General features: G+C 44.9%; 25 protein-coding genes. All 25 read right to left on the bottom strand.

Annotated elements, in window-relative coordinates; all coding sequences use genetic code 11:
* Positions 1 to 8: 8 nt before the first annotated feature.
* Positions 9 to 1,382 (bottom strand): DNA cytosine methyltransferase, encoded by a 1,374-nt coding sequence (locus tag FYJ59_RS03275; RefSeq protein WP_154495241.1) that lies wholly within the window; start codon positions 1,380 to 1,382, stop codon positions 9 to 11.
* Positions 1,379 to 1,651, bottom strand: coding sequence for a hypothetical protein (locus FYJ59_RS03270; RefSeq protein ID WP_154495240.1), 273 nt, complete (start codon positions 1,649 to 1,651; stop codon positions 1,379 to 1,381). The genes FYJ59_RS03275 and FYJ59_RS03270 overlap by 4 nt, the downstream gene beginning before the upstream one ends.
* Positions 1,652 to 1,699: 48 nt before the next feature.
* A complete protein-coding gene (locus tag FYJ59_RS03265; RefSeq protein ID WP_154495239.1) occupies positions 1,700 to 2,902 on the bottom strand; it encodes a sarcolemmal membrane-associated protein in 1,203 nt (400 codons plus the stop codon).
* A 9-nt stretch (positions 2,903 to 2,911) separates the two neighbouring features.
* Entirely contained in the window at positions 2,912 to 3,118 is a 207-nt protein-coding gene (locus FYJ59_RS03260) for a hypothetical protein (RefSeq protein ID WP_154495238.1), read from the bottom strand.
* Positions 3,102 to 3,272 carry a hypothetical protein gene (locus FYJ59_RS03255; RefSeq protein ID WP_154495237.1) on the bottom strand — a complete coding sequence of 57 codons (171 nt, stop codon included), beginning with the start codon at positions 3,270 to 3,272 and terminating at the stop codon, positions 3,102 to 3,104. Before FYJ59_RS03255 ends, FYJ59_RS03260 begins: the two co-directional genes overlap by 17 nt.
* A 15-nt stretch (positions 3,273 to 3,287) precedes the next feature.
* A complete protein-coding gene (locus FYJ59_RS03250; RefSeq protein WP_154495236.1) occupies positions 3,288 to 3,671 on the bottom strand; it encodes a hypothetical protein in 384 nt (127 codons plus the stop codon).
* A 14-nt stretch (positions 3,672 to 3,685) separates the two neighbouring features.
* On the bottom strand, positions 3,686 to 3,970 hold the full coding sequence (locus tag FYJ59_RS03245) for a hypothetical protein (RefSeq protein WP_154495235.1): 285 nt from the start codon (positions 3,968 to 3,970) through the stop codon (positions 3,686 to 3,688).
* Positions 3,971 to 3,972: 2 nt separating this feature from the next.
* Positions 3,973 to 4,374 (bottom strand): YopX family protein, encoded by a 402-nt coding sequence (locus FYJ59_RS03240; RefSeq protein ID WP_205839438.1) that lies wholly within the window; start codon positions 4,372 to 4,374, stop codon positions 3,973 to 3,975.
* Between the two features lie 2 nt (positions 4,375 to 4,376).
* A complete protein-coding gene (locus FYJ59_RS03235) occupies positions 4,377 to 4,667 on the bottom strand; it encodes a hypothetical protein (RefSeq protein WP_154495233.1) in 291 nt (96 codons plus the stop codon).
* Positions 4,654 to 4,995 carry a DUF551 domain-containing protein gene (locus FYJ59_RS03230; protein WP_154495232.1) on the bottom strand — a complete coding sequence of 114 codons (342 nt, stop codon included), beginning with the start codon at positions 4,993 to 4,995 and terminating at the stop codon, positions 4,654 to 4,656. Before FYJ59_RS03230 ends, FYJ59_RS03235 begins: the two co-directional genes overlap by 14 nt.
* A 13-nt stretch (positions 4,996 to 5,008) precedes the next feature.
* The gene (locus FYJ59_RS03225) at positions 5,009 to 5,218 is read right to left on the bottom strand and encodes a hypothetical protein (RefSeq protein ID WP_154495231.1); all 210 of its coding nucleotides are present in this window, start codon (positions 5,216 to 5,218) and stop codon (positions 5,009 to 5,011) included.
* Entirely contained in the window at positions 5,172 to 5,351 is a 180-nt protein-coding gene (locus FYJ59_RS03220; RefSeq protein WP_154495230.1) for a hypothetical protein, read from the bottom strand. The genes FYJ59_RS03225 and FYJ59_RS03220 overlap by 47 nt, the downstream gene beginning before the upstream one ends.
* Positions 5,348 to 5,698 (bottom strand): hypothetical protein, encoded by a 351-nt coding sequence (locus FYJ59_RS03215; RefSeq protein ID WP_154495229.1) that lies wholly within the window; start codon positions 5,696 to 5,698, stop codon positions 5,348 to 5,350. The genes FYJ59_RS03220 and FYJ59_RS03215 overlap by 4 nt, the downstream gene beginning before the upstream one ends.
* Entirely contained in the window at positions 5,698 to 5,907 is a 210-nt protein-coding gene (locus FYJ59_RS03210; RefSeq protein WP_154495228.1) for a hypothetical protein, read from the bottom strand. Before FYJ59_RS03210 ends, FYJ59_RS03215 begins: the two co-directional genes overlap by 1 nt.
* Positions 5,900 to 6,493, bottom strand: coding sequence for a GIY-YIG nuclease family protein (locus FYJ59_RS03205; protein ID WP_154495227.1), 594 nt, complete (start codon positions 6,491 to 6,493; stop codon positions 5,900 to 5,902). Before FYJ59_RS03205 ends, FYJ59_RS03210 begins: the two co-directional genes overlap by 8 nt.
* Positions 6,490 to 6,708 (bottom strand): hypothetical protein, encoded by a 219-nt coding sequence (locus FYJ59_RS03200; RefSeq protein WP_154495226.1) that lies wholly within the window; start codon positions 6,706 to 6,708, stop codon positions 6,490 to 6,492. Before FYJ59_RS03200 ends, FYJ59_RS03205 begins: the two co-directional genes overlap by 4 nt.
* Before the next feature lie 13 nt (positions 6,709 to 6,721).
* Complete coding sequence (locus tag FYJ59_RS03195) at positions 6,722 to 7,426, bottom strand: hypothetical protein (RefSeq protein ID WP_154495225.1); 705 nt, start codon at positions 7,424 to 7,426, stop codon at positions 6,722 to 6,724.
* A gap of 9 nt (positions 7,427 to 7,435) precedes the next feature.
* Positions 7,436 to 7,690 carry a hypothetical protein gene (locus FYJ59_RS03190; protein ID WP_154495224.1) on the bottom strand — a complete coding sequence of 85 codons (255 nt, stop codon included), beginning with the start codon at positions 7,688 to 7,690 and terminating at the stop codon, positions 7,436 to 7,438.
* Positions 7,691 to 7,883: 193 nt separating this feature from the next.
* Positions 7,884 to 8,177, bottom strand: a complete 294-nt coding sequence (locus FYJ59_RS03185) for a phosphoenolpyruvate carboxykinase (RefSeq protein ID WP_154495223.1) — start codon at positions 8,175 to 8,177, stop codon at positions 7,884 to 7,886.
* On the bottom strand, positions 8,174 to 8,710 hold the full coding sequence (locus FYJ59_RS03180) for a hypothetical protein (RefSeq protein WP_154495222.1): 537 nt from the start codon (positions 8,708 to 8,710) through the stop codon (positions 8,174 to 8,176). Before FYJ59_RS03180 ends, FYJ59_RS03185 begins: the two co-directional genes overlap by 4 nt.
* A complete protein-coding gene (locus FYJ59_RS03175; RefSeq protein WP_154495221.1) occupies positions 8,710 to 9,330 on the bottom strand; it encodes a hypothetical protein in 621 nt (206 codons plus the stop codon). The genes FYJ59_RS03180 and FYJ59_RS03175 overlap by 1 nt, the downstream gene beginning before the upstream one ends.
* Entirely contained in the window at positions 9,330 to 10,283 is a 954-nt protein-coding gene (locus tag FYJ59_RS03170; RefSeq protein WP_205839437.1) for a DUF1351 domain-containing protein, read from the bottom strand. Before FYJ59_RS03170 ends, FYJ59_RS03175 begins: the two co-directional genes overlap by 1 nt.
* Positions 10,231 to 10,383, bottom strand: a complete 153-nt coding sequence (locus FYJ59_RS13875) for a hypothetical protein (RefSeq protein WP_205839436.1) — start codon at positions 10,381 to 10,383, stop codon at positions 10,231 to 10,233. The genes FYJ59_RS03170 and FYJ59_RS13875 overlap by 53 nt, the downstream gene beginning before the upstream one ends.
* Positions 10,376 to 10,576, bottom strand: coding sequence for a hypothetical protein (locus FYJ59_RS03165; protein WP_154495219.1), 201 nt, complete (start codon positions 10,574 to 10,576; stop codon positions 10,376 to 10,378). Before FYJ59_RS03165 ends, FYJ59_RS13875 begins: the two co-directional genes overlap by 8 nt.
* Positions 10,563 to 10,778, bottom strand: a complete 216-nt coding sequence (locus FYJ59_RS03160) for a hypothetical protein (RefSeq protein ID WP_154495218.1) — start codon at positions 10,776 to 10,778, stop codon at positions 10,563 to 10,565. Before FYJ59_RS03160 ends, FYJ59_RS03165 begins: the two co-directional genes overlap by 14 nt.
* Between the last annotated feature and the right edge of the window lie 52 nt (positions 10,779 to 10,830).

Genomic DNA, 10,830 nt, shown 5'->3' with positions numbered 1-10,830 from the left:
ATATCCTCCTACGCAAACCGAAGTTGCCCTGTCTGCTCTGCTTCTATTCTCATGTTCGGTGTACGCTCTCCTATTCGGAGATCACTGCAGTTTGCACATACCAGTGCTTCTGCCATAACCGGCACTACGCTGTTACCTATCCTTGCCACTCGCTCCACAATAGGATATGTTTTTCCTACAATATCTCTGTCAATGATATAATCCTCGGGAAATCCCTGCATCAGCTTCAATTCTTCCGGCTTCAGCATCCGCAGAAAAATGTCTTTTATAACATATTGCTCTCCGTCGATCTCAATCAGAACATTCACCAGTCCGAACCGATCCTTTGTGGTAATGGTCCCCAGCGGCTTGTCCAATGTCTGACCACAACCGGTTCCGTAATATTTGACCATAAACGCAGATACAAGTCCGAAATGTCCAGGGGAAGTGGTGATCGTATGCAGTGGCTCGTCACACCCCTGCCCGATCCCGGTCTTATAAAACTTTGTGACAAATGCGGTTACCAATCCGTACCGGTTGCTGGTATCAATAGTCTTGATAGGATCCGTAAGGAATTTTCCCCGGGAATCCCCCTGCCTGGTTTCACCGTGATACTGGATGATAAATGCCAGTGCATCCTTACTTTTGACGATATACGGATGTGGATTATCAATAATATACTTCCTCACACCATTACCGATTCTGTCCATTGTAGCCGCCGCCAGTGGCTTCTTACGCTCAAATATGGATGTTCCAAGATCAGACCAGTCAATATAGTCACCGCATTCTTTCCATTTCGGTAGTAGTATCCCATCCTTGATGTGGGTAGGTACTGGCCAGACTATTTTCTTTCCATCCCGCCGGAAGATTGCATACCATCTTTTCCGTGTCGTAGGTGCCCCATAATCCGCAGCTATAAGTTCCCGACTATCGAAATCATATCCAAGAGATGTCATTGCTGTAATAAACTTACGGTAGTCCTCTCCCCTGCGTTCCGGTATCGGGTGACCGTCTGCATCCAGCGGACCCCACTGTTGTATCTCTTCAACATTCTCCATGATGATTACATCTGGCAGTAGCACTTTTGCGTGCTTGTACACCGCCCAGGGAAGTATCCGCAATCCTTTTTTGCGTGGTTGCCCGCCCTTTGCTTTGCTATGACTTGTGCAGTCAGGCGATGCCCACATGAGAGCCACATGGCGATCTCCAACATACTTTTGCAGATCTACCTTAAAAATATCCTCTGTCAGGTGCAATGTGTCAGGGTGGTTTACCATGTGCATCCGTATAGCCTGCGGATCATGGTTTACGGCAATGTCAACAGATCTTCCAAGTGCCATTTCTATTCCTACGCTTGCTCCGCCGCCACCGGCAAAACAGTCAATGATAATGTTATTTTTCATGGCATCACCTCCGGGAAGTCTGATATGTCCATCTGCCCTTCCAGATCATCCGCAGCTTTTTCATCCGCTTCGCAGGCTGCCACCATTTCTGCATCCATGTCTTTTTCTTCCCCGACTTCAATGCAGAACACTGGTTGTCCCTGATCTGTTATTCCGAATGTGTTGGTATTCTCATATAATTTTCTTTTTCTCGGATTTGCAAGAATAAAACTTACCGGTGCATCATCCGGGAATGTATTCAGATATTCTTTTAATTCTTTGTTTGTCATTTTTCTCAGGAACCGGGTACCCTTTATGCGCGCTGGTTCGTCTCCTTTCTACATATCAAACAGGCTAAGTTGTACAGGCTTCTCCTGTTCTTCTTTTATTTTCTGCTGCCGGATCTGCTCTAGTTCTTCCAAGCGCTCCTGTGTCAGCCACTTATCTGCATGGACACGATCCACACTATATTCCACAAGGTTCTCGTATCCTACTTCAATGATTTTCTTCTCCAGTCGTTCGATATTCTTCTGCTTTGCAAGATTTCTTTTCTCCTTTTTTGCTTCTTTCTTCTGCTTCTCATTGTCGGAAGCATGTGATATCTCTATCCCATCTCTTATGTCCTGCAAATCCTGCATCAGATCACGACTCGGCTTGGATTCTGCCCGTATGTTCAAAATCTCTGCCTTGAAACTCTTGTCAAACAGGTATTCCGTTGAATGATTCATTTTATAATCGCTGAGTATCTTATCACTCTGTACTTTTATAAATGCTTTGCAGATATCCATACTGCACGGATTTTTAAAAACTCTCATTCCTTTTTCAATATGTGTCCATCTTTCACCGTCAAACAATGAGTATTGCGCTTCTGTATGTTTTTTTATTCCGCTGGTCTTCAGATCATAATATACATTTCCACGCTTCTCATTCAGTTCCCGACCTAAGACAGGGCAGTAACCGTTCTGTGCAGAACACATTCTTGCACATATAGCCGGCTCATAATACATATTCCATTCTCGCGTACTCTCATTGTAGTACATATGATTCTGACATATCCTGCCGTTATGAGCATCTGCATACTCCTGATATTTTCTTCTCTTTTCGTCTTGTCTGTCTTTTTCTGCCTTTTCAAAGCTGTGATCATAATCGTATGGTTCATCCGTTTTATGGCAGGCACACCAGCATTGGATACAATTTCCACCGCCAAAAATCCCGTGCAGTCTATTGTCATTAAGTGGACACTCTGCCTTATCGTAAGGGCATCTGACAACCGGATTATCGTTTTCGTGACACCACTCCTCTCCCATATAACCCATATGAGTCAATACATTGGAGCCTTTTACATACATCCCGCAACCTGTTTTGTACAGGAAATTGTCACTATAGACCCGATTATACTCAAAGCCACCATATACATTGTCCAGAGGACCGGTGCTTGCCGTATGGTATCCGCCTGCTATATGCACCTTGTCCTTTGGATAATTATCCGCGGTATATCCCTCTGCCAGCAGCCTTTGCGTCAGTAAGTTATATTTACTCAAACGATCACCTCATATCCCCTGGCAAGGTCTCATCCCAAAGAAATCCTCCATCCTGTCGCGTAAGGCATTTACGTCCATGTCATATTCCTTTGCGATACATTTCTCGCAAACCGGAATCTTATATGCCAGTGTTTTGGATAACCTGGCATCCCAGCTATTCAGCTGTTCTCCGCAGACATTGCAATACTTATCAAGCCATTTAACCTTTTCTGCCATCTGCCTGCTCCTTGTACATCCTGCCCGCCATCTGCACCAGATAATGCTGTAAGGCTTCTGAAACGCTGATACGGTGCTTTACGCAGTATCGGTCAACATACCGTTTAAAGTCCGCATTATCGGCATATAGGGAAGTGTAATTAATGTTCTGCATCTGCTCCACCTTACTTTATTTCCATTTCCCGTCATACGGTATGCGTTCTCCACTTTTGGATTTTGCCCTGTCAATAATAAAATCCGCATTGCCGCCTGCCTTTACGATCTCTATTACATCGTCCATATTGACTACCAGCTCACCGCCCATTCCGGTGTCACATCCGAATCTCTCAAAAGATGCATCCCATAGCTGCTCTAAAACCTTGTCTGGGTCGTATGCAGTCGGCTGTGCATCTAAATGTTCAGTTATTAAATCAAAAGTTTCTCGCTGTCCAGTTTCGTAATTATTAATTTTTTCATTCTCAAGATAAATATCCGACAACGGACATACTTCATTTAACCTTTTCATCCGCAATACAGTTTTCATAAATTCATCCGCATCAATCAGTCTTCCCATCGTTCGCCCTCCTCTCAATACACTTTCTGCCAGCACCCACAATATCCCGGATAAGGCATTAGGTTATGACACTTTGGGCAGAAGTATTTTCCTTCAATGAGTTCTATTGAAATCGCTGTCTGCTTATCCACAGCTTCACGGCATTCCTCTACCGTACCTATCTGGCGGTACTGTTGCACCTCTTCCAGTGCTTTGATTGCCATTCCCACCGCTTCATCCAATAGTGGATGTGGTCGATTGTCATGGTGGTGTACATCGAAATGGTCTATGATTCTTGCTATCGCTTCATTCTCCGTCATGGCTACTCCTCCAACAGTTCCGGATTGTCAAATATGTTTCCGATAACTTCATAAGAACCATCTAAGTGAGCATGATAACCTGTATATTGTTTTACGCCAACAACTTTATATGCTTCATATATATATTTAACTTGACCTATATGCCTATGTGATTTACCATTATCATAGTATTTACCTTTTACAATATCATTCTCCCAAATCAACTTTCCGTTCTTGTCTTTCAATCCGGTACACTGGCAGATGGTATTAGAATCTACTTCTTTGTGAAAACAGATATATGATATATGGTCTTTCCCCATGTTTGTAATAAAATAAGCATTAGTTTTTTCACAGTAAGACAATCCACCAAATACCCATTCGCCATCATCTTTGCGTTTTGCCTTGAATAAATATCTATTCTGCATCCTCATCCCTCTCTTTCTTTCTGTAACCATGCCAGCGTACAATCTTTACAATCATGGCTAAAATCGCATACCTTGTCACTTCCAGTAAATTCCGCAGGACACATAATAGCCATTGCCAGTTCCTCGTCATTCATATTTCTGATCCGGTCTGCATTGGTCATGGGTGCGTAATTCTCACAGCATCTTTCTATATCTTCCTGCGGACAGTCATCTATCAATGAGCACCACTTATAATATTCTTTTTTGTAATTCTGCATGGTACACAGATGTTTACAATTCTTACACTTCGCCATCTTCTACCTCACTTTCCCGGTATGGTTCCGGCAGTGGCATCCAGGCTGTGACATTTACACTATAAATATCATCACCGAGAACAAACCGTCCTCCCAAATATTGTACAAAGCAACAGCGGTTTCGATATGTATCCCATCCAATTACGCTATTAAGAGATTCTTCCGGCAGTCTCTCACTTACTGGAATCCACTTGCCATATTGTCCCTGTTCCTCGGCATCCTCATAATCAGCTAATTTTTCTGCGGCTGATATATAGTCATGTTGCTTTACCCATACACCAGATTCTCCATCTGGAACATCATAAATTCTTTCTGTTAATCTCTCCATTCTTGCTCCTTTCTCACACTCTTAAAAATTGCTTTGGTATCGGCACTCCGTTACGGTCATAAAAAGTAAAATCTCTGTATGGGTAATGCCGGTTGCTCCCCGTCAGCCGGAAGAATGTCGGTCGGCTTTCTGAGACTTCCAACAGCCCATTCCCTATATTTGGGTAGCTGTCCTTGTCATTCTTCACGGCATATATCTTCATGGTTCTCACTTCTTTCTGCATGTATCTTTGGTCTCTCCGCCATTGCCGGATAACTGCAGTCATACGGTTTTGCCCGCCCGATATGCATTGACATCTCTCCTGGATGTTCTTCCATCTCCCGCAATTCATCCTCGCTGTGAAATCCTCTGCTCATGTCGCCATCTCCTTATACTGTCCGATTACCAGTAGCGCTGCAGAGAGATTTTTATACTCGTTCTCCATTGCCTTGATCTGATTTTCCAGTTCATCCATGCGGTCCGTAACAAACGATTCCAGGGCGTCTATTTCTCCGTAGGGAGAATTTACCACCTCAACCTTTTTATGCGGTTCCTGCGGCACTGTGGTGCGTGCAGCGGCATGATTATCAAATATCTCTCCGCTGATTATCTCCAAAATCTTGGATTTAGGGCAGGCATTGAGATCTGCAAGGATTTGGATCTGCGAAGGCTTATGCTTTGCCTGCTTATATCTCCGTATGATTTCTTCATTTGACATTTCCATCAGATCACCTTCTCTATCTGTTCCAAATTTTCGATGTTAAGACTGGATCCATCCCGAAACTCCATGTATGATCCCTGCGCAGTCAATTGGTATCCGTCGATTATGTGTGTGATGCCAGGGTAATCATCCTTCAGCCGCACCTTGGTTCCGATTGGTATCTCGCACATCGTTACTGCCACCATGAGTGCTTTATAAGTATCTCTAGTCATCCTCATCCTCCTGTTGCTTGTATGCCTGCAAAAATGCTTTAAACTTTTCAAGGGCGTTCTTCTGGTGCGTCGTCGGTGGATCCTTCTTGGTGATCACCGTAAGATGCAGATCAAAGAGATGTGCTATCTCCCGGCTGGCGTTGATGTAACCCTGCTTTAATCCGTCATGGTATCCTTTCACCGGCCGGTATTCGTCAATCTGCTTCTTGCCATCGCCCTGACCGCCGGCTGTTTTGTTTCTGAGTTGGTAGCCGGACTGGGCATATTGCCGGATGTATTTCTGCTCCATCTCATCCAGCTTGTCCTCCGGGTAGTGAAGAAAGCCGATTTTCCAGCCTGTGATATTATCCGCGGCATACAGTCCATGATTTTTGATTGACAGATCTATGTGCTGGTATCCGGATAAGTGCTGTGCTAGTCTTGTCAGCAGTTGCTTTGCCTGTCCGATGTATGCATACCGGATTCCGTCCTCTGTCCGGGTTAAAAAATAGATTCCGCTGCCCTCATCCACATGTGGATTGACTTCTAGGATCCTCTTTTTATTCTTGGCTTCGATTGCCTTTGCTCTCCTAAAGTTCTGATTCATTCCTGCTCCCTGTATTTGTCCATCAGCATCCGGTATATCCGGCACTGCTCATAATTACTGTCACAGTACCTGCTCCGGTACTGCTCCCGGTCTTTGCCAAAATCAAAACGGTTGATGCACTTGGTTTTGTCAATCAGTCCTTCGCAGGTGATCCTCTGCTTATCACCTGAGAGGAAGAAAGGGCATATTGCATTCACATCATCGTATGTTGACATCCTCAGCCTCCTCTCAGTTTGCCAGTATGGATTTTTCATACTCAGCCATATCGTAATCTCTTTGCATTATCCCTTTGTTAGCATCAAACTTTTTTCGCTCAGATTCCTTTTCCCGCTTACTGATTTTCTCCCAGGTACCACGAACTGCCGCTTTCCAGTCCTTCATATGGTTTTTCCCAACCATCCATCCGTTGGATGTGTAATAATCAACAAAAGCTTGCGGATCCACCCTGTTCCCGCGTTCCTGGCAGTAAGCTCTCACCTCTTCGACAGTGGGTGGAACAAATTTTTTCTTAGATACGTTAGTATCTTCTTTTTTATTATTCTTTCCTTCTTTTTTTTCTTCTATTGTTGTCGTTAGAATGTCATTAGAATGTCGCTTGTCTGTCGTTTGACTGTCATTTTGCATGTCACTCTGCTGATACTCACAGTAGTTTTTTACTGTAAATACGGTATATTTGGGATATGTTTTGCATGTCACTTCGCCTGTCAATTTTAGATGCGAAATTGCGGTCCTTACCTCCCGGATTGTCAGGGCTGTCTCCTCCGCCAGCTTGGGAAGTGATGACACGAAGGATCCACGGGGAATCACCTTGCCTTCAAATCTTCCGTCTTTCCAGTTTGCCCTGAGAAGCATATGGATAAATAACCGGCAGGTATTTATATTCCCGTACCATTCCCATTCCATGATTTTCCGGTTTAGTTTTATATACTCCACGTATCCCACCTACCCTATTCCGAAATCTTTCAACGACATCTGCCCTGTATCCTCTGCCTTTGGTGTCAGGCACTTCCGTATAGCCTTACAACGCTTATTGCAACTGCTCGTCCTTGCCTGCTCCCGGAATAGATATTCCTTTACCCTCTGCCGGTCTTCCAGACTTCCATCAGGTTGGAAATATCCATTGTCAATATTGATAACCAATGTACCTCTGAGCAGTAGTGCATCTTCCAATTCCTGACGGATTTTCCGATCACTCATGTTTGTATCTGATACAAGTTTTTGTCTTGATATTCTGTTGGCATAACCAAAAGGTATGTAATTCTCAATCAGTATATAGACCACCTCCCGGGCGGATCACCGTCCGCCCTGACTCTAACATAATGGCTTGTTTGTGAGACACCATTACTAACACAAACGGTTTCTTTCGCCCCGCAGGGCAGGTGTTGCAACCTTATAGGTAAGATCTTCCAAATTCTTTTATAAACTCATCACGGGTGCCGTAATGCTCCTCATAATACCGCTGGCATTTCTGTTTCAGCATCAGGTCAAGTCCCTGATTCGGCTTTCGGTGGACACTATCCGGACCGTTGGTATGTAAGGTAGGATGTAGCGGCACCAGAAAGCCTCTGGCTTCACTGGCAGCTTTTCGACTGCCGTTAAACACATGATGGACATGGACTACATTCAGGTGCGTGATATAGCAGGAATGCATATCATTGGTGAGTACACTCCAACATCGTTTCATGGCTTCCACACTTTCAGCATCTGCTCTAGCTCTGCCGGCGGAAGTGTCTCGATTCCGAGATCTTTTGCCTCCCGGACAAGTCCATCAATAAAATGGCTCATCTCTTTCGTGTCATACTCGCTGGATCCTTTGATCATCGCATATGCCTTAAAGGTTCCGTTGTTCTTTATCAGCAACCAGTGTCCGCTTATCCTGCTCATGTCCACGCAGGCCTTGACCGTTACCGTAATAGGTGCGCCGTCAACTTCTTCCAACACACCGTAGTCCTTCAGCATCTTCTCGTAGATCTCTTCTTTCGTGGTGGGATATTCCTGTGCATCTGCGATCTTGGTCATCAGCACCCATGCATATGCATTGGCATCCAGCGATCTCTTCTTACGGTACTTTTTTGCTGTGATCACCAGTCTGTCAATATCTTTGATACTGTCATACTGGCTGGTCACAGCATCCGCGGATTCCGCCTGGAAGGATATATTATATTTTCCTGTTGCGTAATCCATAGTGATCCCGGACACTTTTCCGGTAAATTCCATCAGCCTGCCTCCTTATCCGGCATATTCTTGGTCTTTTGCAAGAAATCTTTGATCTGCAGATCTGACAAGTCATACACACTGGCAATCTTATAAGTCTTGCATACCGAATTAGCACTGTAGCCTATCCTTTTCAACTCTGAAAATACCGGCTCCAGTCTTTTTCTGTCATTCTCAGTAGGCTGTGCAGGATCCGTGTACTTGGTCTTATCTGCATCCCAGTACACATCCGCTCCGATACCAAGTTGCTTGCAAGCCACTGAAATAGCATCCGTGGTAGCCATCTTGTAACACTCATCCGACACATATGCACCGGATTTCTGATTCTCGACAAACATGGCTCCACCAACCCCAGAAATAGGCTTTGACCACTCCCCAGCAACTTTTATGTACAGGTTGATATTTACAAAGGCTGCGACCTCATTCCCGGAAGGCTCTAACCACTGCTTTGTAACTTCGTAGTACCATCCGATTCCGCAAGGACCAAACTGATCCGTAAGAGTCTTGATTCTCCACATCGGATTGATTTCCGTCTTACCCTTCAGCCTGCCGCCAGTGATTGACCGCTTGGCTTCGGTCGGAACAGTCCTCACTTCATTGTATATTTTCAAATTTTCATCCATCAGATCAACTCCCAATCAATTCCGACGCTGGTTAAATAGGTTTCCAGTTTTTCCTTGGCGTCTGCTGTAAGTGCCAGACGGTACTCGTACAGATTACTTTCTCCCTCCAAATCAGCCGGGATCATGCTGTCAATGACTTCCTGTGCAGTTTCTTCGATTGCCTGCTGGACGGCTGCCTGTTTTTCTGCTTCCGCAGCAGCAATGGCTTCCTGTTTCTCTCTCTCTGCTTTTTCCAGTGCTTCGCGTTCTCTCTGCTCTGCTTCCAGCTTCATCCGTTCCTCGCGGCGGATACGTTCTTCCTCTTCACGGCGGATTCTCTCCTGCTCCCTTGCACGGATTTCATTCTGTTGCTGCTGATACTGGTTAATATAAAGAATCGTCTTTGTCAGATCATAAGATTCCAAAAACATGGATATAGCCCTGTCCTCGACATCAGAATGCATCTGACGAATAGCTTCCATGCCCTGCTTCACAGTTTCTTTGCGCTCCATCATTTCTCTGCGGATCTGTGTGGGATTCACGGTTGAATTCTCCCACTTGCTGTTATAGATTTTCTGCAAAGGTAGTTCTTTCTGCATATCTCCAAGACAATCCTGATACAGTTCATTGATCTGCAACCGCTTTTCCTCAATTCGGCGCTGCTCAAAAGCAGAGACCTGCTCATTGATGAAATTGATAGGCTGATCATACATATCCACCAGCTCTTTTGCCTTATCTGCGAACTCCTGTAAAGGCTTCATATATTCGTCACGGACTTCCTTTACCTTATCCGCAAACGCCTTCTTCTCCTTACGGAGAGATGCCACTGTAGCTTTCGCATCCTTTTTGCTGTCTTCGGTAAATACCACATTACGGTACTCATCCAGTCTTGCACTCAGGTAAGCCTTGGCGCCCTCAAAATCACAGGTGATCTTTCCTGTCTGCTGCTGTACCTGTACTTCGTAATTCTCCATTATTTCTTTCCTCCTGTTCATACGCATCGTGCTGTCTCTTATAAAGGTTCTCACGGTGGAGACCAAGCTCCACCAGTTCCTGTTCCATCACATCACCCATGTACCATCACCATCTGCCCGTCAGCCTGCTCCGCATACTTTGCTTTGAGCAGCTGATTGAGTTCCTTCCTCTTCTGCAAGCTCCGTGCTTCCATCCTCCGGATATCCTCCTGGCGGCAGTCATAACAGACACCGTTTTCGAGTTCTCCGGCATCGCACATGCCACCACAGGCATAACACCTATACCGGTACATTTTCTGCCTCCTGATACTTTAACTTCCGCGCCTTATCGTCATTCTGCAGCAAGCAATAGGCTCTCCGCAGTGTTTCCTTGGTACTCAGTTCCGACAAAATATCATCTTCGGTAAAATCACCGAGAATAATGTGGTGTATTACATTTGCCACACAGCATTCCAACTTATCCAGTTCTTCCAACCGGTCCTTATCATTGCTCATTTGACATTTTCCTTTCCATGCCATATAATAGGCACATAAATAGCATTTGCGT

It is taken from the genome of Waltera intestinalis (assembly GCF_009695995.1).
GTDB classification, from domain to species: domain Bacteria; phylum Bacillota; class Clostridia; order Lachnospirales; family Lachnospiraceae; genus Acetatifactor; species Acetatifactor intestinalis.
The sequence above is the reverse complement of the archived record's forward strand: the minus strand, read 5'-3'. Positions and strand labels throughout refer to the sequence as shown.

Excerpts from the sequence above, each read along its gene's own strand:
- FYJ59_RS03260 (WP_154495238.1), bottom strand. The coding sequence starts at position 3,118 with ATGGCAGAAAAGGTTAAATGGCTTGATAAGTATTGCAATGTCTGCGGA.
- FYJ59_RS03205 (WP_154495227.1), bottom strand. The coding sequence starts at position 6,493 with ATGAATCAGAACTTTAGGAGAGCAAAGGCAATCGAAGCCAAGAATAAA.
- FYJ59_RS13875 (WP_205839436.1), bottom strand. The coding sequence starts at position 10,383 with ATGGGTGATGTGATGGAACAGGAACTGGTGGAGCTTGGTCTCCACCGT.
- FYJ59_RS03235 (WP_154495233.1), bottom strand. The coding sequence starts at position 4,667 with ATGGCGAAGTGTAAGAATTGTAAACATCTGTGTACCATGCAGAATTAC.
- FYJ59_RS03165 (WP_154495219.1), bottom strand. The coding sequence starts at position 10,576 with ATGTACCGGTATAGGTGTTATGCCTGTGGTGGCATGTGCGATGCCGGA.
- FYJ59_RS03270 (WP_154495240.1), bottom strand. The coding sequence starts at position 1,651 with ATGACAAACAAAGAATTAAAAGAATATCTGAATACATTCCCGGATGAT.
- FYJ59_RS03250 (WP_154495236.1), bottom strand. The coding sequence starts at position 3,671 with ATGGGAAGACTGATTGATGCGGATGAATTTATGAAAACTGTATTGCGG.
- FYJ59_RS03180 (WP_154495222.1), bottom strand. The coding sequence starts at position 8,710 with ATGGAATTTACCGGAAAAGTGTCCGGGATCACTATGGATTACGCAACA.
- FYJ59_RS03170 (WP_205839437.1), bottom strand. The coding sequence starts at position 10,283 with ATGGAGAATTACGAAGTACAGGTACAGCAGCAGACAGGAAAGATCACC.
- FYJ59_RS03220 (WP_154495230.1), bottom strand. The coding sequence starts at position 5,351 with ATGAGCAGAGGATTTCACAGCGAGGATGAATTGCGGGAGATGGAAGAA.
- FYJ59_RS03275 (WP_154495241.1), bottom strand. The coding sequence starts at position 1,382 with ATGAAAAATAACATTATCATTGACTGTTTTGCCGGTGGCGGCGGAGCA.
- FYJ59_RS03240 (WP_205839438.1), bottom strand. The coding sequence starts at position 4,374 with ATGCAGAATAGATATTTATTCAAGGCAAAACGCAAAGATGATGGCGAA.
- FYJ59_RS03225 (WP_154495231.1), bottom strand. The coding sequence starts at position 5,218 with ATGCAGAAAGAAGTGAGAACCATGAAGATATATGCCGTGAAGAATGAC.
- FYJ59_RS03210 (WP_154495228.1), bottom strand. The coding sequence starts at position 5,907 with ATGACTAGAGATACTTATAAAGCACTCATGGTGGCAGTAACGATGTGC.
- FYJ59_RS03215 (WP_154495229.1), bottom strand. The coding sequence starts at position 5,698 with ATGGAAATGTCAAATGAAGAAATCATACGGAGATATAAGCAGGCAAAG.
- FYJ59_RS03200 (WP_154495226.1), bottom strand. The coding sequence starts at position 6,708 with ATGTCAACATACGATGATGTGAATGCAATATGCCCTTTCTTCCTCTCA.
- FYJ59_RS03230 (WP_154495232.1), bottom strand. The coding sequence starts at position 4,995 with ATGGAGAGATTAACAGAAAGAATTTATGATGTTCCAGATGGAGAATCT.
- FYJ59_RS03175 (WP_154495221.1), bottom strand. The coding sequence starts at position 9,330 with ATGGATGAAAATTTGAAAATATACAATGAAGTGAGGACTGTTCCGACC.
- FYJ59_RS03160 (WP_154495218.1), bottom strand. The coding sequence starts at position 10,778 with ATGAGCAATGATAAGGACCGGTTGGAAGAACTGGATAAGTTGGAATGC.
- FYJ59_RS03255 (WP_154495237.1), bottom strand. The coding sequence starts at position 3,272 with ATGCAGAACATTAATTACACTTCCCTATATGCCGATAATGCGGACTTT.
- FYJ59_RS03185 (WP_154495223.1), bottom strand. The coding sequence starts at position 8,177 with ATGAAACGATGTTGGAGTGTACTCACCAATGATATGCATTCCTGCTAT.
- FYJ59_RS03190 (WP_154495224.1), bottom strand. The coding sequence starts at position 7,690 with ATGAGTGATCGGAAAATCCGTCAGGAATTGGAAGATGCACTACTGCTC.
- FYJ59_RS03245 (WP_154495235.1), bottom strand. The coding sequence starts at position 3,970 with ATGACGGAGAATGAAGCGATAGCAAGAATCATAGACCATTTCGATGTA.